General features: G+C 70.2%; 19 protein-coding genes. 8 read left to right on the top strand and 11 right to left on the bottom strand.

The features are described 5' to 3' along the window. Together E1218_RS36250 and E1218_RS26455 are read left to right on the top strand one after the other, a co-directional pair. A partial coding sequence (locus tag E1218_RS36250; protein WP_202866200.1) for a hypothetical protein occupies positions 1 to 894 on the top strand: 894 nt, incomplete at its 5' end. Positions 895 to 958: 64 nt separating this feature from the next. Continuing rightward, the gene (locus tag E1218_RS26455) at positions 959 to 1,777 is read left to right on the top strand and encodes an oxygen-binding di-iron domain-containing protein (RefSeq protein ID WP_132324764.1); all 819 of its coding nucleotides are present in this window, start codon (positions 959 to 961) and stop codon (positions 1,775 to 1,777) included. A gap of 167 nt (positions 1,778 to 1,944) precedes the next feature. Here the strand turns inward: E1218_RS26455 and msrA are convergent, their stop codons facing one another. Further along, a complete protein-coding gene (gene msrA, locus E1218_RS26450) occupies positions 1,945 to 2,592 on the bottom strand; it encodes a peptide-methionine (S)-S-oxide reductase MsrA (RefSeq protein WP_132324763.1) in 648 nt (215 codons plus the stop codon). 183 nt (positions 2,593 to 2,775) lie between these two features. Next, positions 2,776 to 4,206: a MocR-like transcription factor YczR gene (yczR, locus tag E1218_RS26445; protein ID WP_132324762.1), complete on the bottom strand. Its 1,431-nt coding sequence runs from the start codon at positions 4,204 to 4,206 to the stop codon at positions 2,776 to 2,778. A 62-nt stretch (positions 4,207 to 4,268) separates the two neighbouring features. On the opposite strand from yczR, the gene yczE reads away from it, so the two are divergent. Then, positions 4,269 to 4,928, top strand: coding sequence for a membrane protein YczE (gene yczE / locus E1218_RS26440; protein WP_132324760.1), 660 nt, complete (start codon positions 4,269 to 4,271; stop codon positions 4,926 to 4,928). Between the two features lie 96 nt (positions 4,929 to 5,024). Here yczE and E1218_RS26435 read toward each other — a convergent pair whose 3' ends face one another. Beyond that, positions 5,025 to 7,184: an MMPL family transporter gene (locus E1218_RS26435; protein ID WP_132324758.1), complete on the bottom strand. Its 2,160-nt coding sequence runs from the start codon at positions 7,182 to 7,184 to the stop codon at positions 5,025 to 5,027. A gap of 110 nt (positions 7,185 to 7,294) precedes the next feature. Here E1218_RS26435 and E1218_RS26430 point away from each other — a divergent pair, with 110 nt between their 5' ends. After that, the gene (locus E1218_RS26430; RefSeq protein WP_233712479.1) at positions 7,295 to 7,900 is read left to right on the top strand and encodes a TetR/AcrR family transcriptional regulator; all 606 of its coding nucleotides are present in this window, start codon (positions 7,295 to 7,297) and stop codon (positions 7,898 to 7,900) included. Between the two features lie 310 nt (positions 7,901 to 8,210). Further along, positions 8,211 to 9,428: an endonuclease/exonuclease/phosphatase family protein gene (locus E1218_RS26425; protein WP_132324756.1), complete on the top strand. Its 1,218-nt coding sequence runs from the start codon at positions 8,211 to 8,213 to the stop codon at positions 9,426 to 9,428. Positions 9,429 to 9,438: 10 nt separating this feature from the next. On the opposite strand, the gene E1218_RS26420 is transcribed toward E1218_RS26425, so the two are convergent. The 6 genes from E1218_RS26420 to E1218_RS26395 form a co-directional block, all read right to left on the bottom strand. Further along, complete coding sequence (locus E1218_RS26420) at positions 9,439 to 9,795, bottom strand: ArsR/SmtB family transcription factor (protein ID WP_233712478.1); 357 nt, start codon at positions 9,793 to 9,795, stop codon at positions 9,439 to 9,441. Beyond that, on the bottom strand, positions 9,785 to 10,216 hold the full coding sequence (locus tag E1218_RS26415; protein ID WP_132324754.1) for an SRPBCC domain-containing protein: 432 nt from the start codon (positions 10,214 to 10,216) through the stop codon (positions 9,785 to 9,787). Before E1218_RS26415 ends, E1218_RS26420 begins: the two co-directional genes overlap by 11 nt. A 209-nt stretch (positions 10,217 to 10,425) precedes the next feature. Beyond that, positions 10,426 to 11,598 carry a hypothetical protein gene (locus E1218_RS26410; RefSeq protein ID WP_132324752.1) on the bottom strand — a complete coding sequence of 391 codons (1,173 nt, stop codon included), beginning with the start codon at positions 11,596 to 11,598 and terminating at the stop codon, positions 10,426 to 10,428. 11 nt (positions 11,599 to 11,609) lie between these two features. Next, entirely contained in the window at positions 11,610 to 12,191 is a 582-nt protein-coding gene (locus tag E1218_RS26405; RefSeq protein WP_132324750.1) for a hypothetical protein, read from the bottom strand. A 164-nt stretch (positions 12,192 to 12,355) separates the two neighbouring features. Continuing rightward, positions 12,356 to 13,702, bottom strand: coding sequence for a hypothetical protein (locus E1218_RS26400; protein ID WP_132324748.1), 1,347 nt, complete (start codon positions 13,700 to 13,702; stop codon positions 12,356 to 12,358). A gap of 10 nt (positions 13,703 to 13,712) precedes the next feature. Then, positions 13,713 to 14,294, bottom strand: coding sequence for a hypothetical protein (locus tag E1218_RS26395; protein WP_132324746.1), 582 nt, complete (start codon positions 14,292 to 14,294; stop codon positions 13,713 to 13,715). Between the two features lie 282 nt (positions 14,295 to 14,576). Between E1218_RS26395 and E1218_RS26390 the strand changes: the two genes are divergently transcribed. Genes E1218_RS26390 through E1218_RS26380 form a run of 3 tightly spaced genes read left to right on the top strand, consistent with a single transcriptional unit; the run spans position 14,577 to position 18,486 of the window. After that, on the top strand, positions 14,577 to 15,731 hold the full coding sequence (locus E1218_RS26390) for a cystathionine gamma-synthase (RefSeq protein WP_132324744.1): 1,155 nt from the start codon (positions 14,577 to 14,579) through the stop codon (positions 15,729 to 15,731). A 3-nt stretch (positions 15,732 to 15,734) separates the two neighbouring features. Beyond that, positions 15,735 to 17,105, top strand: a complete 1,371-nt coding sequence (locus tag E1218_RS26385) for a glutamate mutase L (protein ID WP_132324742.1) — start codon at positions 15,735 to 15,737, stop codon at positions 17,103 to 17,105. A gap of 31 nt (positions 17,106 to 17,136) precedes the next feature. After that, positions 17,137 to 18,486 carry an AI-2E family transporter gene (locus E1218_RS26380; protein ID WP_132324740.1) on the top strand — a complete coding sequence of 450 codons (1,350 nt, stop codon included), beginning with the start codon at positions 17,137 to 17,139 and terminating at the stop codon, positions 18,484 to 18,486. A 60-nt stretch (positions 18,487 to 18,546) separates the two neighbouring features. On the opposite strand, the gene E1218_RS26375 is transcribed toward E1218_RS26380, so the two are convergent. Beyond that, positions 18,547 to 20,151 (bottom strand): MDR family MFS transporter, encoded by a 1,605-nt coding sequence (locus E1218_RS26375; RefSeq protein WP_132324738.1) that lies wholly within the window; start codon positions 20,149 to 20,151, stop codon positions 18,547 to 18,549. Next, positions 20,148 to 20,747 (bottom strand): MarR family winged helix-turn-helix transcriptional regulator, encoded by a 600-nt coding sequence (locus E1218_RS26370; protein ID WP_132324736.1) that lies wholly within the window; start codon positions 20,745 to 20,747, stop codon positions 20,148 to 20,150. The genes E1218_RS26375 and E1218_RS26370 overlap by 4 nt, the downstream gene beginning before the upstream one ends. Positions 20,748 to 20,967 lie beyond the last annotated feature (220 nt).

The following is a 20,967-nucleotide window of genomic DNA, read 5'->3' as shown; positions in this document are numbered from 1 at the left end:
GACCGGCACCGGCTGGGTGACGCCGGCGAGCTGCTGGACGGCACCGCGCGACAGGCGTACCGGCGAAGAGTCGAGCAGTTGCGCGACGAGATCGAGGACGTTCTCGCGATCGGCGACGACGACCGCGGGCTGCCGGTCGGGCTGCCCGTCATGAAGGTCGCGCTCGGACTCGAGCTGGCCCGCCTGCACGAGCAGGCCGGCAACCGTGCCGCGGCGCAGGTCGAGGCCGGCCGCGCGGCGAGCGTCCTCTCCGGGCTCGACGTCACCATGTCGCCCCGCGACCTCGAGCTCCTCGAGCGGCTGGCTCATGGGAAGGCCGCCGCCCAGACGGTCACACTCCGCTGCGGGCCGGGCGCCTGGGTGGTGGAGTTCGACGGCGTACGGATCCGGCTCGCCCACACCAAGGGACTCCGCTACCTTGCCATGCTGATGGCCAGCCCGGGCGTCGAGCGGCACGTGCTCGATCTCGTCGACCAGATCGAGCACGTGGTGCCCGATGGGCCCGACCGGCACCGGCTGGGTGACGCCGGCGAGCTGCTGGACGGCACCGCGCGACAGGCGTACCGGCGAAGAGTCGAGCAGTTGCGCGACGAGATCGAGGACGTTCTCGCGATCGGCGACGACGACCGCGCCACGCAGCTTCAGCGAGAGTGCGACGAGCTCGTCGTCCAGCTCGCCGCCGCCTTCGGGCTGTCCGGCCGCTCGCGGAGGGCGGCGTCGGCGGCCGAGCGGGCCCGGCTCAACGTCACCCGCTCGGTGCGCACCGCCATCGCGCGGATCCGGGAGGACCTGCCAGACGCAGGGGACGTACTGGACCGCCGCGTCCGGACCGGCCTCTACTGTGCGTTCGAGCCGGACCCCACCGATCCTGTCCGCTGGATCGTTCACTCCTGACTGAACGGAACACCGATGACCTGAACGCCTTCCGGGCAAGAACGACCAGATCCCGGAGGCTCTGATGGAGAACCCGTACCGACCCACGCCCGACGTACACGTGATGCCGGTTTCCCTGCCTTTGGGCCCCGACGGGGTCCTCACGATCAACGCCTTCCTCCTCGAGGCGGCTGAACCCGTACTCGTCGATACCGGCCTCGCGCAGGACGCGGACCAGCTCCTCGACGCGGTCGACGACGCCATCGGTCTGGCCAACCTGAAGTGGTTGTGGCTCACCCACGACGACGCCGACCACACCGGTGCCGTCCAGCGCGTCCTCGAGGCGGCGCCCCAGGCCCGACTAGTCACTCATGCCCTGTCGGCCCTGCGGATGTCGACCTGGTGGCCGGTGCCGATGGACCGGGTGCGCGCGATCCGGGCTGGCGACCGGCTGTCCGTGGGCGACCGCACGCTGCGCACCGTCGCGCCGCCGCTCTACGACAATCCGATGTCGATCGGGTTCCTCGACGAGTCGACCGGCAGCCTCTTCAGCGTCGACTCGTTCGGTGCGACGCTGCCAGAGCCGACGCAGGACGTCACCGAGATCCCGGCGGACGCCCTCGCGGGCGGCATGCTCGCCTGGGCGGTGATGGACTCCCCGTGGAGCACGATGCTCGACCGGGAAAAGTTCGCCGAGGTGCTCGAGGGCGTACGCCGGCTGCGGCCGACGCGGATCTTCTCCGCGCACCTGCCGTCGGCCACCGGGGACTTTCTCGACCGGTTCCTCGACCTGCTCGCGAGGACGCCGGACGCGACGCCGATGGAGGCGCCGAGCCACGCCGAGTTCACCGCGATGCTGGACGCGATGCAGGCCAAGATGGAGGCGGAGGCCGCGCTCGCCTAGGAACCTGCTGAAACAGGCAGCGGGTTCATCATCGGCCTCGGACGGTCTGTGTGTCCGCATCGTGGCAGCCCTCGCGTGGAGACTACGACTGCGCGGTCAGGATCCCTACGTGTCACGGTGTCCGGCCGCAGACGCACGGGCCGGACACCGCCAAATCCTGCCGGAGGTCAGAGCTTGTCGGACGGGAACGGTACGCCGGTGTTGCTGTGGCACCTGTAGCCGTTGGGGACCTTGTGAAGGTACTGCTGGTGGTAGCCCTCGGCGTAGAAGAAGGTGGTGGCCGGGGCGATCTCGGTGGTGATGGCGTCGTAGCCGCGGGCGGCGATGACCGGGGCGTACAGGTCCCGGGTGCGCTCGGCCTCGGCGCGCTGGGCGTCGGTCGTGTAGTAGATCGCAGACCGGTACTGCGAGCCCAGGTCGTTGCCCTGACGCATGCCCTGCGTCGGGTCGTGGGTCTCCCAGAAGACCTTCAGCAGATCCGTGAACGTGGTCTTGGTCGGGTCGTAGACCACGCGGACGGCCTCGGTGTGGCCGGTGCCGCCGGTGCAGACCTCCTCGTACGACGGGTTGGGTGTGTACCCACCCGCGTAGCCGACCGCGGTCGTGTAGACCCCGGGCTGCTGCCAGAAGATCTCCTCGGTGCCCCAGAAACACCCGGTGCCGAACCAGACCTCCTCGAAGCCCTCAGGGGCCGCGGCGGTCTGCGGCGTACCGAGAACGATGTTCTCCGACGGCACGGAGAAACCGGGCTGCGGCCGACCGGGCAGAGCGGCCTCAGGCTCGACCAGGGCTGTGTTGCGCTTGAAGAACGACATCTCACGCCTCTCGCAAAGTGACTCTCACAGTCTCCCAACGCCATCCGCGGGGTGAACCTTCCCCGCGCCCCTTACCGGACGATGACGTGTCCGGACCGCCACGCCATCACAATCCGCCGTCTCGGCGGCGTCGCAGCGTGCATCGGCCCGGCGGTCGCGCTTGTGATGGCCTGGGCGTTCGCATCAGGCGATCATCGCCGCCGTCCGGCGGGGCGGTGGGCCGGACGTGAGGGACGCGTATGACGCCGCCAACTGCCGGACGCCGTCGCGCAAGGCGTCGGGGGCGAGTGTGAACGGGAGGCGCAGGAAGGACTCGAGGCCGCCGTCCGGTGAGAAACGGGAACCCGCGACGAGCAGTACGCCGTGTCGTTGCGCCACGCCGACCAATGAGGAACCGACCGGCTCCGGCAGCTCGCACCACAGCGACAACCCGCCACCCGGCAACTGGAACCGCCATGACGGCAGGAACTCCGACAGCGCGGACACCAGTGCGTCCCGCCGCCGGGCGATGTCCCGCCGGCGCTCGGGCAAGAGCTCGGCCCGCCGCCGCAGCAACCCGGCCACGACCAACTGATCCAGCACCGGCGCCCCGAGATCCATCGATGCCTTCGCGTCGAGCACGCGAGCGATCAGCGGATCCGGCACGCGCATCCACCCGATCCGCAGCCCGCCCCAGAACGACTTGCTGACCGAGCCGACGGTGATCACGCCGGCTGGGTCGTACGACGCGAACGGCGGCGGCATCTCCTGCCCGTCCAGCGACAGCTCGAACAGCGTCTCGTCGACGATCGCCGTCGTCCGGGCCCGCGCGAACGCGATCGCCAGCCGCTGCCGGTCGGCCGCAGACATCAGCCAGCCGGTCGGGTTCTGGAAGTCCACCACCATCCAGGCAGCCCGCGGCGCCGTCTGCCTGATCGTCGCCTCCAGCAAGGGAAGGTCCCAGCCACCGGGGCTGATCGGCACCGCCACCACCCGGCACCCGCTGCGCCGGATCGCGTCCACCGAGTTCGGGTGGGTCGGGCTCTCGGTGAGCACCCGGTCGCCGATCTGCGTGATCGCCCGGACGGCGATCGACGTCGCCGCCAACGCGCCCGCGGTGATGATGATCTGATCCGGTGTCGTCGGCAGTCCGCGTTCGTCGTACGCCGCCGCGATCTCCTCCCGCAGGACCGGCAAGCCCTGCGGGTGGTACCCCGGCGTCGCCAGGTGCACCGGCAGATCCGCCGCCGCCTCGGCGACCGCGGAGGAAATCCCCGGTACGGCGCCCGGGGCCGCGCAGGTGAAGTCGTACAGACCATCGGCGTCGATTCCCGGCGCGTGATGCCGCCCCAGCTCGGGCTCGATCCTCGACGGGAGGGCGGTCACACTCCCCGAGCCGCGGCGGGACAACAGATAGCCACTGTCCCGCAACTCGCGGTACGCCGACGCGACCGTCGTCCGGCTGACGCCGAGCGCGTCGGTCAGCTCACGCTCACTCGGCAGGCGCGAGCCGGGCATGATCCGCCCGTCCGCGATGAGCAGCCGGAGCCGCTCCGCCAGCAGCCGGTACGCCGGGCCGGCCCCGTCGGACCAGGCGCCCAGGAGACCGGACAATGTGCTCGCCGGAAGGTTCATGCAGTCCACTATTGCGCAATTGGCTATCGAATGCCAGGCCACTTCCCCGCAAACTGATGAGTGTGACCGCCACTTCCGACGCCCCACCTCGTCAACTCGCCGCGCTGAACCCGATCGAGCAACTGAGAGCAGGCCACCTTCCGCGCCGTCTCCTCCAGTTGTACGTCGGTCTGACCCTCTACGGCGCGTCGATGGGCCTGATGATCCAGGGCAACCTCGGCCTGGACCCGTGGGACGTCCTGCACTCGGGCATCACGAAGCACCTGCCGTTGAGTTTCGGCGCCGTGGTGATCGCGATGAGCTTCGTCGTACTGCTGGCGTGGATCCCGCTGCGGCAGTGGCCCGGCCTCGGCACGATCAGCAACGCGATCGTCATCGGCCTGGTCACCGACCTCACGCTGGCCACGGTCGACCGGCCGGACGAGCTCTGGCTGCGGATCGTCTTCATGGTCGCCGGTGTCGTGGTGAACGCGCTCGCCGGTGCGCTCTACATCGGCGCGCAGTTCGGCCCCGGTCCGCGCGACGGCCTGATGACCGGCCTGGTACGCCGTACCGGACTCAGCGTCCGCCTGGTCCGGACGACCATCGAACTGACCGTGCTCGCGATCGGCTTCCTGCTCGGCGGTGTCATCGGTGTCGGCACGGTCTTCTACGCCCTCGCGATCGGGCCGCTCGTCCACCTGCTGCTGCCGATCTTCACCGTCCGGCTCAGAGGCCAGTAGACGAACGAGGTCCCGGACCAGGTGGCCCGGGACCTCGTCTCGCCTGACCGGGGGCGGACCGAATCGGCGCCGCCCCTCAGCCTGCGGATCAGGGGATCAGCCGATCGGCTGCAGCTGACGCTCTTCCGGCGCGGCCGCCGTGGGCCGGATCCGGCGTGGCCACCAGGCCCGTTGGCCGAGCAGTGCGGTGACGCTCGGGACCAGGAAGATCGACATCAGGAAGGCGGAGATCACGATCCCCGCCGCGACCGAGAAACCCATCTCGGTGAGCAGCGCCATTCCGGCCAGCATCAGCGACGAGAACGTCCCGGCCAGGATCAGGCCGGCCGCCGCCACCGACGGCCCGCCGTGCTCGATCGCCAGGTCGGCGGCCTCACGCGGCTCGGTGCCCTGCTCGGCCTCCTCCCGCAACCGGGCGATCATCAGGATGTTGTAGTCGGTGCCGATGGCAACGACGAACAGGTACAGCATGATCGGCAGCGAGAACGTCACCCCCGCGTGCCCGGCCGCGTCCTGGAACACCATGACGGTCGCGCCGATCGAGCTGAAGAAGCTCAGCACGACCGCGATCATCAGCACGATCGGGGCGAGCAGCGACCGCAGCAGCAGCGCGAGGATGATCGCGATCAGCCCGCCGGCGACCGGGAAGATCACCGAGAGGTCCCGGCTGTTCGCGTCCCGGATGTCGGTGTAGCTGGCGGTCACTCCGCCCAGCAGCGCGGTCGTGCCGGCGGGTGCCTCGGCGTGTGCGACGTCCCGCAGTTCCCCGTCGACCAGGTCCAGCGACGACGTCGCGTACGGCGCGCCACTCAGTACGACGTTGATCTGGGCAACGGTCTTGTCCTGGTCGAGCAGGGCCGGACTGCCGTCCGCACCGGCCGGGAGCACGGCGCCGACACCCTCCACCTCGGCGAGCTTGCCGGCGTACGCCGTGAGCTCGGCCGGGTCGAGCGGCGTACCGTCGGTGCTGCGGACGTAGACCGTGGTCGGGTTCAGCGCACCAGCCGGGAAGCCGGCCTGCAGGTCCTTGACCGCCTGGGCGGACTCCGTGCCGTCGGGCAACTGGCTGAACGCGTCGTAGTCGACCTTCATCCCCAGCGCGCCGAGAGCGAGCGCGACCATCAGGCCCCCGGACACCAGGGCGACCACGGCCGGGCGGCGGGCGGTGAACCGGCCGAACCGCTTGAACATCGCGCCCTTCGGCGTCTTCTGCCACGACTTCGACGGCCAGAACACCTTCGGGCCGAGCAGCGACACCACCGCCGGGATCAGCGTGATCGCCGCGAACGCCATCACCGCGACCGCGATCGCGAGACCCGGGCCGAGGCTCTTGAACCCGCCGAAGACCGCGAGGAGCAGAGCGCTGAAGGCGACGATGATCGCGCCCGCGGCCGACACGATGACCTCGGCGACCCGCGCGGTCGCGGTGACCAACGCCTCCTTCGACGGCTCGCCGGCGCGGAGGCGCTCGCGGTACCGGAACAGCAGGAACAGGATGTAGTCCGTCCCGACGCCGTACAGCACGACGGTGAGGATGGTCTGCAGGTCCTGAGTCACCTGCAGGTCGAAGGCCTTCGCGGCCAGGGCGATCAGACCGGGCGCGATCGCGGCCACCAGACCGACGGTCAGGATCGGCAGCAGCGCCGCGACCGGGCTGCGGTAGATGACCAGCAGCAGGCCGATGATGAGTACGACGGTCGCGATGCCGACCACCACGAACGCGTTCTCGAACGCGTCCTGATTGTCCAGGTACAACGCGGCGTCGCCGGTCACGCCGTAGTGGAGATCAGTGCCGGACAGCGCCGGACCGGTGATGTCGCGGATCTTCTGTACCGCGTCCAGCACGACCTGGTCGTCGGGCAGGCCCTCGAGGCCGACGCTGACGATCTGGACCTGTTTGTTCGGCGAGACCGCCTGCGGACCGGTGATCGCGCCGGTGACCCGCTCGATCTCGGCCGCGGTGATCTTGGTCGCGAGCTCGGACACCTTCGCCTGGTCGGCCGCGGTCAGCTCACCGCCGGCGCCGCGCTTGACCACGATGCTCGCGGTTGCGTCGTTGGTCTGCCCGAAGGCGTCCGCGGCCAGTTTCTGCGCCTGCACCGACTCGTACTCGTCGGGCAGGAAGGCCGCCTGGTCCTTGTTGGTCACGTCGGCCAGCGTCGGCGCGAAGGCGACCACGGCCACCGCCGCGATCACCCAGGCGGCGATCACCTTCCACGGGTTGTGGACGACGAATCGTCCGAGTTTGGTGAACACCCCGAACCCCTCCTGAGGTCTATCTACCTGCCGGTCGGTTGGTAGACTACCTGCCGGTCGGTAGGCAAGTGAAGTGCGCTCACGGGGAAAGGAAGTGAGAGGGTGGTCACGTGCAGCAGCCGATGAATCCCCGTGAGCGGGTGAGAGACACCAAGACGGAGATCCACCGGGCGGCGGTCGAGCTGTTCTCCAGCCAGGGGTACGACAAGACCAGCCTGCGCGAGATCGCCGAGCGGGTCGGCATCACCAAGGCGTCGCTGTACTACCACTACTCGTCCAAGCAGGACTTGCTGCGCGCGATCGTCGGCACCTTCCTGGACGACATCTTCGAGGTGCTCGCCCGGTCCGACGAGCTGCCGTGGTCCCCGGAGGCTGAGCGTGAACTGCTCGGTGCGTACGTCGACGTGGTGATCCAGCACCGGTCGACCGGGCCGGCGCTGCTGCGCGACATCGCCGCCGTACTCGCGGCGTTCGGTGACGACCTGGACGCGCTGATCGCCCAGAGCCGGCGCTTCCAGCTGTGGCTGGCGGGTCCGAACCCGACTCCCGCCGACCGCCTCCGCGCCGCCGCCGCGGTCGAGACTGTCGGCGCCGCGATGTCCACCGAGCTCGACCTGGGCGTCACCGACGCCGAGATCCGCGCCGTCCTCCTCGACGCCGCCACCGCGATCCTCTCCCGCCGTGGCACCCCCGTCAGCCTTCCTGGCGACCGATGACCTGCCGGCGGCAGTCCTGCGGTCGCCCCGTGAGCACCTTCCGATTCACGGCGCCACAGTGGCTACACCCCGGCGAGGCCACGTGCGCACCTACGTCCCTCCCGTGAAGAAACCCGTGCGCACTGCCGAACACCTCAGCCCGGGCATCCCGGTCGAACGCGCCTGCAGTTGAGCGGGCATCCCGGTCGAACGCGCCTGCAGTTGAGTGAGCTGTAGCCGCCGGGAGTTCTGGAGAGTTCACTTGGCGTTCAGGGGCGGCAAACGCTGGGGTGTTTGCGTTTGGACATTCGGGCCGAGTGGAGGGGTGGTCATGCGGAGGTTAGTGGTTGCGCTGGTGGTACTGCTCGCAGGCGGTACGGCGCTGGTGCCGCCGGCGGAGGCCGGTGGGCGGGAGGCTGTGCGGTTCGCGACGTACAACGCGAGCCTGAACCGGGGTGCGGCCGGACAGTTGGTCGCGGACCTGAGTACCGGCACCAACGCGCAGGCGAAGGCGGTCGCCGAGGTGATCCAGCGGACGCGGCCGGACGTGTTGCTGATCAACGAGTTCGACTTCGTGCCGAACCGGCAGGCGGCGAACCTGTTCCGGGCCAACTACCTGGCTGTCGGCCAGGGCGGGGCGAACCCGATCGACTACCCGTACGTGTACGTCGCACCGTCCAACACCGGGATTCCGAGCGGGTTCGACCTGAACAACGACGGGCGGATCGCGGGTGGTGACGACGCGTTCGGCTTCGGCACGTTCGAAGGCCAGTTCGGCATGGCCGTGTACTCGCGCTACCCGATCGACACCCGGCACGTCCGGACGTTCCAGCTGTTCCGGTGGAAGGACATGCCGGGCGCACTGCTGCCGGACGACCCGGCCACGCCGGCGCCCGCCGACTGGTACTCGCCGGCCGAGCTCAACGTCTTCCGGCTGTCCAGCAAGTCGCACTGGGACCTCCCGGTCAAGGTCGGCAAGCGCACCGTGCATTTCCTGGTCTCGCACCCGACACCGCCGACGTTCGACGGCGCCGAGGACCGCAACGGACGGCGCAACCACGACGAGATCCGGTTCTGGGCCGACTACGTCCAGCCCGGCAAGCGGTCGTCGTACATCTACGACGACAACGGCCGGTACGGCGGTCTGCGGCCGGGCAGCGCGTTCGTCGTCGCGGGCGACCAGAACAGCGACCCGCTCGACGGAGACTCGGTCCCCGGCTCGATTCAGCAACTGATCGAGCACCCGCGGATCATCGACCCGAGGCCGGCGTCGGCCGGCGCCGCGGAGGCCGCCGTCCTGCAGCGTGGAGCGAACACGTCGCACCGAGGCGACCCGAAGTACGACACCGCGGACTTCGCGGACAATCCCGCGCCGGGGAACCTGCGGGCCGACTACGTGCTGCCGTCGCGTCAGTTGCGGCCGGTCGGGGCGGGCGTGTTCTGGCCGCCGCAGGCGGATCCGCTGTCGCGGCTGACCGGTGTCTTCCCGTTCCCGACGAGCGACCACCGACTGGTCTGGGTCGACGTTCGCATCCCCGGCCACCACTGACCGGCTGGGGCTAGCGTTCGAGGTGATCCTTCAGTGCGTCGAGGCGGCTGTCCCAGTCGCGGGCCATGGCGGCCAGGAACTGCTGGGCGACCTGCATCGGCGCCGAGTGCAGGCGGAAACGGACGCGGCGGCGTTCTCCGTGTTCCGGGGTCACCAGGCCGGCGTCGGTCAGCAGTGTCAGATGCTTGGCGATCGCCTGCCGGGTGATCGGCAGGCGATTCGCCAGATCCGTGGCGGTCGCCGGGCCGCCCGACGCCAGCGCCGCCAGGATGCTGCGCCGGCTCGGGTCGGCCAGGGCGACGAACACCTGCTCCGCGACCGCCTCCATGTCGGCCCTGCTCGGGTCCTGCGTCATCTCAGGCTGCATCCAGGTATTCGACCAGTTCGTCGAGCTCGGCGGTCCAGCCCTGCGTGTTGGCCTCGAACGCCTTGCGGTACTCGTCCTGCGGAAGTTGCGCGAAGCCGGTCTCCACGACGGTCAGCCGGGTGCCGGCGCCGACGGGCACGAGCGTGAACTCGACATAGGTACGCCGCGGGTCCTCCGCGGGCAGACCATAGATGTGCCAGGTGAAGCCGAACGTGGTCGGTTCCTCGACCCGCTCGATCCGCATCTGCGCGTGGTCCCCGCTGGTCCAGGTCATCTCCGCCCTACCGCCCTCCCTCAGGTCGATCGTCGCCTGGTGACCGAACCACGTGCCCAGCCCCTCGGCCGTGGTCAACGCCGCCCACACCTTCGCGGGCGGGTGCGCGATCTCAACCGTCCGCTCGATCCGATCAGGAAACCCCATTACAACCTCCAAGTAGCAACCGTTCGGTTGCCATGAACATATTGCAACTCTCGGGTTGCGTCAAGCGTACGGGTGTGTGCGGTGCCGGAAGAGAACGCCGCCGTAGCGCGGGTGCGACGTGCGGCTGGGGGCTCAGCACTCGGCGGGTGGTCGTGGGTGTGGGAGATGGCGAACGCCGCCGGAGTGGCCGGCGGCGTTCGGAGTGGCAGTTACTTGGTGATGCCGGGGTCCCTGGGGGACTGGCCTTGGGGACCGTTGGTGCGCTGGTCCTCGCGTTGACCGGTCTGCGGCGCGGGTTGCGTGCCGTCGGGCTTGGTGAGGCTGACCTTGGGCGGGGTAACGCCCGTGCCGGCGGCTGCCATGGCGGCGCGGGTGTCGGCGGCGGCGCCGGTGCGGCCGGCCAGGCTCTCCGCGGTCTGAGTGAACTCCGCGAACGCCTGCTGGCGTGCTTCCGGCGACTCCATGTCCGCGATCCGCTGGGCGCGGGCGATCAGGCTGTCGATGTCGGAGCGCTCGGGGCTGGCCTGGTTCAGGTCCGGGTCCACTCGGAACTGCTCGTAGCCGGCCCGCGCAGCGTTGGCGAGCCGAGTGGTGTACGACCGCCGCGTGTCCTGCACCCAACGAGACACCCTGTTCGCGGTCTCGGCGACTACGCGACCGGCGCCCTGGGCTCCGTCTACGACCGCACGGCCGGTGGTCCGAGCTCCCTCCGCCACGGCCCGTCCCGCGGTCTGCGCTCCCTCCGCCACCGCCCGTCCCGCGGCCTGCGTGCCTTCCGCGACGGCGCGACCCGCAGTCTGTGCACCCGCAGCCACCGCGCGACCGGCAGTCTGGGCACCGTCGACGACGGCGCGACCCGCAGTCTGTGCACCCGCAGCCACCGCGCGACCGGCAGTCTGGGCACCGTCGACGACGGCACGGCCGGCGGTCTGGGTGCCTTCCGCGACCGCCCGCCCGGCGGCCTGAACGCGCTCAGTGGCCACCGTCGCAGCCAGGTCGGCGGCCACCGCGGCCTGCCGGCCGGCGTCGACCGTCGCGTCCCGCCCGGTTCGATAGGCGCCGGCCGCTCGCTGCCCGAGCTCGTTGGCCCGATTGGTCGTCGCCTGCCACGCCTCGCCCGCCCGGGTCATCGTGTTCTGACCGAACTCCCGCGCCTGGCTGGCCAGTTGCTGCGCACCCTCGCTCAGCCGGATCACCGTCTGCCGGGCCACCTCACGCGCCCGCAGTACCGCACCGAGAATCCGGCCGGGCGGCTCCAGTTGTTTGTCGATCAGCTTCTTCAGTGCGAGCTGCTCCTCAGGGCTGCGGTCCGCGAGCCAGCCCATCGCCTGACCCCAGTTGCCCTGTTCCCACAGTCCGGGGCCCTGGTGTGGTGTCGTCATCTGTCGATCTCCTAGTCGATGTAGACCGCGTAGTTGACACCCACCGCAACGGTCAGCGGGTCTCTGGTCGGCTTGTTGCTGAAGAGGTGCAACTGGGCGCCGGGACGGACCCAGACAGCGAGGTGCCGGCGGTCTGCGCCCGCGCCCGGGGCCCACTCGTCGAGGAACGTCGGGCTGCTCTCGTCACCGACGTAGTCGGGCTCGCCCCAGTGCTTGCGGGCCAGCTCCAGGTGGTCCGGCCAGTGGTCGTCGAGCCCTGCCTCCGCGGCCGGGATGTCGTCGGGGGTGATCCGGTACGCGCACCAGCCGGCGTTCCGCACGTCGGCGAACGCCATGCCGTCGAACACGATCATCGTCGTACCCCGCCGGGTGGTGAATCCCCAGGACGCCTGCCCGGGCTCGATCTGCTGGCCCGGCTTGAGCGGCCACGGCTGCCAGTCGGTCGCGTTCATCACCCGCTGGACCAAGGCGCGGACCACGGCTGGGCCGGAGGCGTCGCTGTCCGGACCGGCGATCGGTCGCCAGTCCTGTATCTCGGCGAGGTCGGCCATGGCCAGGTCGTCCTCGTCGAGCGGCCTTTCCTGGGTCTTCATCTCCGGGCTTGTTCCTTCCGTCTGTGCTCAGGCCCCGCGTCGGCAACCGTAGGCGCCGGGTGGGTTCATCGGGTGCTTCGGTCACGTCCCGGGCTGATCCGTTCGCCGGTGCGCCGGAGTCGGCGTCGCAGGCTGGGGTTGAGGCTGTGCCGTTCGGCGGTGGGTCAGCGCTCCGGGGCTTTGTGATCCCGGGTGGTGGACTGTCCGGTCTGGCGGTGGTGTTCGTTGCCGGCCGGGCGCTCGCCTGCTGGGCGGCCCTGCTCGCCGTTGGAGACCCGGGGCGGGGCTTGGCCGGTGAACGCGGCGTCGAACTCCTTCGTGAGTTTGCCCTTCGCGTCGGCTTGGCTGCTCGCCGACTGGTCGGGCGCCACGGACGGGTCCGGCGACCACTGCTGATTGGAGGCTGCGGCCGCCTGGACGTCGGCGGGTCGCTGCTGGCCTTCCGTGCCGGGGCGAGCTGGGGCTGCCTGGTGGTTGGCCTGACCGGTGCCTGAGGCAACCCACGCCTGGCGCTGGTCGACCGGCGGCCGCTGTACGTCGGACTGGGCCGCCGCGCGTCCGTCCGGCACCACGGCGTGCTGCCCGACGAGATCCGGGTTCTGCACCTCCGACTGACCGGGCGCCTGAGTCTCCGACTGCGCAGAAGTTCGAGCCTCCGGGCCGCTCGGGGTTCGGACTTCCGGCTGGGCAGGTGCCTGGGCCTCGGGCTGCGCCGGTGCCTGGGCCTCGGGCTGGGCCGGTGCCTGGGCCTCGGGCCCAGTCGGTGTTTGTGCCTCCGGTCCGGTGGACGACTGCGCCTCGCGGAGTTGTTGCTGGAGGGCTTGCATCTGTTGCTGGGTTTGCAGTTGTGCCTGGAGGAGCTGCTGCTGGATCGACTCCAGCTGCAGCTGGAACTGCTGGTTCTGCAGCATGGTCGCCTGCAACTGGAGCTGCGCCGCGCGGAGCTGGTCGGCGAGCGGCGCCTGCTGCGCAGGCTGCTGCTGTTGAGGTTGTTGCGCTCCGGGGGGCGCACCCATCCGGCCCTCCGGACGGAAGACGTCCTCCATCCGCCCCTGCGACAAGGCTTGGAGATCCGAGCGGGTGATCCGGTGCCGTCCGATCGACTCCCGGACCGCCGGATCCATCTTCTTCACGTCCTTCGCCGCCTGCGCGTAGGCCGCCTTGATCGCCTTCGTCCCGCGCCGCGTGGCCCGCCACCGGGAAAACCGGTTGGCCCGTCCGTCCGGGACGCGACCGGCCGCGTCCTGGCTCAGTGTCCGGGCGAGGTCGCGGTGCCGCTGCCCGCCGAACTGCGCGGCCACCTGGCTCTCGGCCAGCATCTGCAGCTCGGCCTTGGTCAGGTTGGCCCGGCCGATCCGCTCGCGGACGACCGGGTCCATCCGCTTCGCGTCCCGCGCGGCCTGGGCGTAGGCGGCCTTGAGCGTCTTGGTTCCGCGCCGCGTGTTCCGCCAACGGGAGATGCCGTTGGACATCCGCCGGATCCGGCCCGGCTCCGGGGAGGGCTCGCTCATTCAGGGTCTCCTAGTCGATGTAGACGGCGTAGTTGACCCCGACAGACGTCGTCAGCGGGTCCTTGGTGGGCTTGTTGCTGTACAGGTGGAACTGCGCGCCCGGACGCAGCCAGACGGCCAGATGCCGCCGGCCGGCGCCTGCTCCGGCGTCCCACTCGTCCACGAACGTCGGGCTGCTGTCGTCGCCGACGTAGTCCGGCGGGCCCCAGTGACGGGTTGCCAGCGTGAGGTGCTCCGGCCAGTGCGCGTCCAACCCGGCCTCGGCGGCGGCGATGTCGTCCGGACCGATCTCGAACGCCGACCAGCCGCTGTCCGGGCAGTCGGAGAAGACCAGGCCGTCGAACACGATCATCGTCGTACCGCGGGGCGTGGTGAATCCCCACGAGACCATCTCGGCCGCGATCACCTCGCCCGGCTCCAGCGGCCACGGTCGCCACGGGGTCCGGGACATCACCCGGTTGACGAGCGCGCGGACGACCTGCGGGCCGGAGTCGTCGTTGTCCGGCCCGGCGAGTGTGGTCCAGTCCCGAACCTCGGCAAGGTCCGCCATCGCCAGGTCGTCCTGGTCGAGCGGCCTGGCTTGTGTCTTCATCCGGCGCCGTCGTCCTTCCTCGTGCGGTGACTCGAGCAGACGTCCCCGTGCGGACGTCGTGCGCAGCGTGCGTTGACCAGGGCAACTACTCCCCGCGGCACGGGCGACTACCCTGCGTCCGCGGCAGTAATCACTGACCGCAACGGTAGGGCGCCGCCCGGGTCAGATGCCAGGGGGTTCGACGCGGCTGTGGACAACCTGGATCCACCGCAGACACGACCGCTTCGCCCTGCCTGTGGACGGCGTGCGCGGGCCGATCAGACCAGGCCGTACGCTGGTCCGGTGAACAAGGAACACCACTACGGCTTCGAGACACTCGCCATCCACGCCGGGAACGAGCCCGACCCGACCACCGGTTCGGTGGTGCCGCCGATCTACGCGACCAGCACCTACAAGCAGGACGGCGTCGGCGGCCTGCGCAACGGCTACGAGTACTCCCGGTCGGCGAACCCGACCCGGACGGCGCTGGAGGAGTGTCTCGCCGCGATCGAGGCGGGCACGCGCGGCTTCGCCTTCGCCAGTGGTCTGGCCGCCGAGGACACGCTGATCCGCTCGCTGTGCGTGCCGGGTGACCACGTGGTGTTCCCGGACGACGCGTACGGCGGTACGTTCCGGCTGTTCGCCAGGGTGCTCGGCACCTGGGGGGTCGAGATGACCCCGGCCGCGGTCACCCACCCGGAGGCGATCCGGGCCGCCGTCCGCCCAGGCAGGACCAAGGTGATCTGGCTGGAGACGCCGACCAACCCGCTGCTGAACGTCGCCGACATCGCCATCGTCGCCCAGATCGCGCACGACGCCGGTGCCCTGCTGGTCGTCGACAACACGTTCGCCTCGCCGTACCTGCAGCAGCCGCTGGAGCTCGGTGCGGACGTGGTCGTGCACTCGACCACGAAGTACATGGGTGGTCACTCTGACGTCGTCGGCGGCGCGCTGATCGTCCGCGACGCCGAGCTGGCCGACAAGATCGCCTTCCACCAGAACGCGATCGGTGCGGTCGCCGGCCCGTTCGACTCCTGGCTGGTACTGCGGGGCATCAAGACCCTCGGCGTCCGGATGGACCGGCACAGCGACAACGCCGAGCGGGTCGTCGAGTTCCTGCAGCGCCACGAGTCCGTCACCCAGGTGCTGTACCCGGGGATCGACGGGCACGCCGGGCACGAGACCGCCGCGAAGCAGATGAAGCGGTTCGGCGGCATCGTGTCGTTCCGGGTCGCGGGCGGCGAGCAGCAGGCGATCGACATCTGCAACCGGGCCGAGGTCTTCACGCTGGGCGAGTCGCTCGGCGGGGTCGAGTCGCTGATCGAGCACCCCGGGAAGATGACGCACGCCTCGGTCGCGGGGACGCCGCTGGAGGTACCGGCCGACCTGATCCGGCTGAGCGTCGGCATCGAGACGGTCGACGACCTGCTGTCGGACCTCGACCGCGCGATGTCGTGATCCGTGGGACTCGTGGTTGCGGTCGACTTCGGGTCGACCTTCACGAAGGCGATCGCGGTGGACTCCGGCTCGGGCGAGCTGGTCGCCCGGGCCGAGCACCGCACCACCATCGGCAGCGACGTGATGGACGGCTGGCATGCCTGCCGGTCCGTGCTCGTGGATGCCGATCGGGGCGTCGCCAAGGCTGACGTGCTGGCCTGTTCCAGTGCGGGTGGCGGTCTGCGGATCGGTGTCGTCGGCAACGAGGAGCTGGTCACCGCCGAGGCCGGCCGCCGGGTCGCGCTGTCCAGCGGCGGCCGGGTGGTTGCCGTGGTCAACGGTGGACTCACGCCGACCTCGTTGAAGGAACTGCGGAAGGACCGGCCGGACGTGGTCCTCCTGCTCGGCGGCACCGACGGCGGCAACTCCGCCGTCCTGGTCAAGGCCGCGTCGACGCTGGCCACCTACCGCTGGCGTCGCCCGGTCGTTGTCGCCGGCAACATCGCGGCGCAGGCGGAGATCCAGGAGACGCTCGCGTCGGCCCGCGTACCGCACGTGCTGGCGGACAACGTCGTACCGGAGATCGGGGTGTTCGCGCCGGACAGTGCGCGGGCGGCGATCCGGGAGATGTTCCTGGCGCACGTGATCGGCGGCAAGAACCTGTCCAGGGATCCCGCCTTCACCACGATGGTCCGGGCCGCGACACCGGACGTCGTACTGCGCGGCGTCGAGGTGCTGGCGGGGTTGCACGGTGACGTTGCGGTCGTGGACGTCGGCGGGGCGACCACGGACGTGCACTCGGTGATCGAGCTCGACCCGGAGGACGCCAACCTCGGGCGTGAGGTGGTCGCGACCCACCCGGTGACGCGGACGGTCGAGGGCGATCTCGGGATGCGGTGGAGCGCGGTGCCGGTGGCGGCCGCGGGGATCGAGGCGGGACTCGTTCCCGACGACGTCGCCCTGCGCCAGGCCGCGATGCGCAGGCATGACGATCCGTCGTACCTGCCGGACAGCGTGGCCGGGGCGTCGTACGACGAGACGCTGGCGCGGATCGCGGCGACGGTCGCGGTCAGGAGGCACGCGGGCCGGCAGCGGATCGTGTTCGGGCCGGGTGGACGGGTGATCGAGCGGTCCGGGAAGGACCTGCGCGAGGTGGACCTGCTGGTCGGGTCCGGGGGAGTGCTGCGGCACAACGGGCCCGAGGTGGCGGCGCGGATCCTCGGATCGGTCGCGGCGAACGCGCAGGAGGAGGGCTGGCTCGTCCCCGAGCACCCGGCGATCGCGGTCGACCAGGACTACGTGCTGGCAGGCGTGGGCCTGCTCGCCGATCTCGACCCGACGGCGGCCGCCGGGCTGGCGGGCCGCATTCATGGATCGGTCCCCGCCGGGCACTAGTCTCAGCAGCAGGCGACGCGGTGGAGGTGTGATGAGCGAGGCGGGGCGACACGACGGCCCGGCGACCACGTCTGAGGCCGACGTGGCGGCCAGTGAGCGGACGACACGCCGGGACGGGCGTGCGGCCGAGGTACCGGAGACCGGGCCGGACGCCGACGTATCGGACGTGGGTGGTGACAACCCGAGTCCGGTGGCGGACAACGAGGTACTGCGGGAGACCAGCGAGCACGTCGAGCCTGCCGAGGACCACCTGCTCGTCGCGTCCACCAGGGGCCGGGTCGACACCGGGGTGACGCCGGGGATGCAGATCGCCAGTGCGTGGGCCTGGCGGTTCCTGGTGATCGTGGCCGCGGTGCTCGTGATCGGCTACGGGATGCGCTACCTGTCCGAGGTGGTCGTGCCGGTGACGGTCGGCGTACTGCTCACCGCGCTGCTCGTCCCGGTGACCAGCGGCCTGCAGAAGTTGCGGATCCCGCGCGGCCCGGCGGCCGGGATCACCGTGCTCGCCACTGTCGTCCTGGTCGCCGGTCTGCTCACGCTCGTCGGTACGCAGATCGCCAGCCAGTTCGAGACCCTGTCGAACCAGGTCGGCGAAGGTGTCCAGGAGGTCCGCGACCTGGCCCGGCTCAACTTCGGTCTCGACGACCAGGACATCACCAACGCCTTCAACGCGCTGCGCGACGAGATCACGTCCGGCGGTGCGCTCGGCCAGCGCGCGGCCGAGGTCGGGACCACGGCGACGCACGTCGTCGCCGGGTTGTTCATCGCGTTGTTCTGCCTGTTCTTCTTCCTCTACCAGGGCGAGCAGATCTGGGCCTGGCTGGTCCGGCTGTTCCCGCGGCAGGCGCGGGAGAAGGCCGACTCGTCCGGCCGGAAGGCGTGGGTGTCGCTGACCGCGTTCGTCCGGGCCACCATCATCGTCGCCGCGGCGGACGCGATCGGCATCTCGTTGGGGGCCGCCATCCTCGGCCTGCCGCTGGTGGGCGCGATCGGGATCCTGGTCTTCGTCGGCGCGTTCGTGCCGGTAATCGGCGCGCTGATCAGCGGCGTGGTCGCCGTCCTGGTCGCGCTCGTCGCCAAGGGCCCGATCGTGGCGATCATCATGCTGGGGGTCGTGATCGGCGTCCAGCAGCTCGAGGCGCACGTGCTGCAGCCGTTCCTGCTCGGCCGCGCGGTATCCGTGCACCCGCTGGCGATCATCCTGGCGATCGCCACCGGCGTGATCGTCGCCGGGATCGTCGGCGCGCTGGTCGCCGTACCGACGGTCGCCGTCCTGAACACCATCGTCAACCACCTGGCCGGCAACGACGTCGATCCCGAACCACCCCGTCGCCAGCTGCCCCGGCGAAGACGCCCTTCGCCCGAGGTGGTCGACGGCTGACGAACGCGAGGGCCTCACCGGGCGACCCGGTGAGGCCCTCCGTTCATAGGCAGCCGCTCGTCAGTGCAGTGCGGCGGCTGCGGAGCTCTCGACGGACTCGTCCGGCTTGGCGCCGTCCGAGCGACCGGCGAGTCGCTGCTCCGGAGTGATGACCGCGATGACGAACGCGATCGCGAGGAACGGCACCGAGACCAGGAACACGTCGTCCATCGCCTGGACCAGACCTTGCAGGGCCCAGCCCTTCATCGGCGGCTTCAGGGCGTGCAGCGCCTCGACGCTGTTCGCCGCCTTGGCCAACCCGTCGACCATGGACTGCGTCGCGTGCGGAACGATCTCGGTCAGGTGTTCCTTCAGCCGGCTGGTCAGGACGGCGCCGTACACCGCCGTACCGATCGCGCCGCCCATCGAGCGGAAGAACGTCATCGTCGAGGTCGCGCTCCCCATGTGCTGCCGGGGCACGCTGTTCTGCGCCGCGGTCACGGTGATCTGCATCGACAGACCCAGGCCGGTGCCCATCACGAACATGTAGGTCGCCAGGTGCCAGTACGGCGTGGTCATGCTGAGCGTGGACAGCAGCACCATCGCTCCGCCGACCAGGACCGCGGAGATCACCGGGTACACCTTGTAGCGCCCGGTCCTGCTCATCAGCTGGCCGCTCGGGATCGAGGCGGAGAAGATGCCGACGATCATCGGCAGCAGGGCCAGCCCGGAGCGGGTCGGCGACATGTCCTTGACCGCCTGCAGGTACAGCGGCAGGAAGATCAGCGCACCGAACATCGCGAATCCGAGCAGGAACGCGTACCCGGCGTACCCGGAGAAGATGCGGCCCTTGAACAGGTCCATCGGGATGATCGGCTCGGCCACCTTCAGCTCGACGAACACGAAGCCGACGGCGAGCACGACGGCCGCGGCCAGCAGGGCGATCGTGGTCCGGTCGTCCCAGCCGTTGCCCGGCCCGCTCCAGGAGATCGCCAGCAGCAGCGTGGTGACCGCGCCGGTGATCACCGCGGCGCCGAGGTAGTCGATCTTGTGCGACCGCCGCACGTGCGGGAGCTTCAGGACGGCGGCGACGACGGCCAGGGCGACCAGGCCGATCGGCAGGTTGATCCAGAAGATCCAGCGCCAGCCCGGACCGTCGGTGAGCAGACCACCGAGCAGCGGGCCGGCCACCGAGGACAGGCCGAAAACGGCACCGAAGTACCCCATGTACTTACCGCGCTCGCGTGGCGGGATGACGTCGCCGATGGTGGCGAAGGCCAGGGACATCAGACCGCCGGCGCCGAGACCCTGGACGGCCCGGAAGCCGATCAGCATCTCGATGTTCTGCGCCAGCGCGGACAGCACCGAGCCGGCCAGGAAGGTGACGATCGCCGCGATGAACAGCGGGCGGCGGCCGTACAGGTCGGAGATCTTGCCCCACAGCGGGGTGGAGGCGGTCGAGGTCAGCAGGTACGCCGTGACCACCCAGGACAGCTTGTCCAGGCTGTTGAACTCGCTGACGATCTGTGGCAGCGCGGTGCCGACGATGCTCTGGTCGAGCGCGGCCAGGAACATTCCGGCCATCAGGCCGCCGAGGACGACCAGGATCTGCTTGTGGGACAGGTAGTTCGGGGTATCGGTGTCAGGCGCAGCGCCGCCGCTGGTGGCGGGCTCGGTCGTGCTCATCTGGTGCTCTCCAGGTTGTCGTCGGTGTGGTCGCGGGCTGCGGGCTCCCCGCCGGCCGCGACGTCTTCGGTACGGCGGTCCGCCGCGGCCGGCCGGATTCGCGGGGCGACGGCGGCCCAGCCCTTGTCGGCCCAGCTCTTGTCGGTGGTGGGGTCGGTCAGGTTGGCGACGCCGTCGGCGAATCGGGTCATCAATCGCTCGAAGGTCTCGATGTCCTCCTCGGACCAGCCGTCCATGGCCGCACTGAGCAACTCCATCCGGCGGCGAGCGCCGGACTCCCACTGCTCGACGCCCTGCTCGGTCAGCTCGACCCGGAAGGCGCGGCCGTCGTCGGGGTCGGAGGAGCGGCGGATCAGGCCGAGCTGCTCGAGTGCCCGGACGTGCCGGCTGGCGGTGGAGGCGTCGAGTTCCATCCGCGCGGCGAGGTCGGACAGCCGGAGCGCGCCGCTGCAGCGCAGCACGAACAGCGCCACGTGGGCGCTGTGGTCGAGCGTGTCGCCGGGCTGCTTCGCCTTGAGCCGGCGGCCGATCCGGGTGAACGCGTGCATGACTCCCTCGATCGGGGTCTGCGGAGAGTACGCGTCGTTTACTTGCATGCTGCAAGCATATACATCCTTGCGTGATACACGCAAATGAGTTTCCAGAATCATCAGGGAGCCGCCACTCATTTACTCGCAGTCTTCGGCTGGTCACCATTCGCAGTGGAGGAGAATGCTCGCCGTTCTGTTGACGTCGGAAGGGTGCATTCTGTGACGCGGGCAGCGGTGGTGACCGGGGGTGGTTCGGGGCTCGGGCGGGAGATGGCTCTGGCGTTGG

This window comes from Kribbella turkmenica (genome assembly GCF_004348725.1).
In the GTDB taxonomy this organism is placed as follows: domain Bacteria; phylum Actinomycetota; class Actinomycetes; order Propionibacteriales; family Kribbellaceae; genus Kribbella; species Kribbella turkmenica.
The sequence above is the reverse complement of the archived record's forward strand: the minus strand, read 5'-3'. Positions and strand labels throughout refer to the sequence as shown.

Bases quoted from the DNA above. Each gene is read 5' to 3' on its own strand.
- E1218_RS26455 (WP_132324764.1), top strand. From the start codon at position 959: ATGGAGAACCCGTACCGACCCACGCCCGACGTACACGTGATGCCGGTT.
- msrA (WP_132324763.1), bottom strand. From the start codon at position 2,592: ATGTCGTTCTTCAAGCGCAACACAGCCCTGGTCGAGCCTGAGGCCGCT.
- yczR (WP_132324762.1), bottom strand. From the start codon at position 4,206: ATGAACCTTCCGGCGAGCACATTGTCCGGTCTCCTGGGCGCCTGGTCC.
- E1218_RS26425 (WP_132324756.1), top strand. From the start codon at position 8,211: ATGCGGAGGTTAGTGGTTGCGCTGGTGGTACTGCTCGCAGGCGGTACG.
- E1218_RS26420 (WP_233712478.1), bottom strand. From the start codon at position 9,795: ATGCAGCCTGAGATGACGCAGGACCCGAGCAGGGCCGACATGGAGGCG.
- E1218_RS26415 (WP_132324754.1), bottom strand. From the start codon at position 10,216: ATGGGGTTTCCTGATCGGATCGAGCGGACGGTTGAGATCGCGCACCCG.
- E1218_RS26410 (WP_132324752.1), bottom strand. From the start codon at position 11,598: ATGACGACACCACACCAGGGCCCCGGACTGTGGGAACAGGGCAACTGG.
- E1218_RS26405 (WP_132324750.1), bottom strand. From the start codon at position 12,191: ATGAAGACCCAGGAAAGGCCGCTCGACGAGGACGACCTGGCCATGGCC.
- E1218_RS26400 (WP_132324748.1), bottom strand. From the start codon at position 13,702: ATGAGCGAGCCCTCCCCGGAGCCGGGCCGGATCCGGCGGATGTCCAAC.
- E1218_RS26395 (WP_132324746.1), bottom strand. From the start codon at position 14,294: ATGAAGACACAAGCCAGGCCGCTCGACCAGGACGACCTGGCGATGGCG.
- E1218_RS26380 (WP_132324740.1), top strand. From the start codon at position 17,137: ATGAGCGAGGCGGGGCGACACGACGGCCCGGCGACCACGTCTGAGGCC.
- E1218_RS26375 (WP_132324738.1), bottom strand. From the start codon at position 20,151: ATGAGCACGACCGAGCCCGCCACCAGCGGCGGCGCTGCGCCTGACACC.
- E1218_RS26370 (WP_132324736.1), bottom strand. From the start codon at position 20,747: ATGCAAGTAAACGACGCGTACTCTCCGCAGACCCCGATCGAGGGAGTC.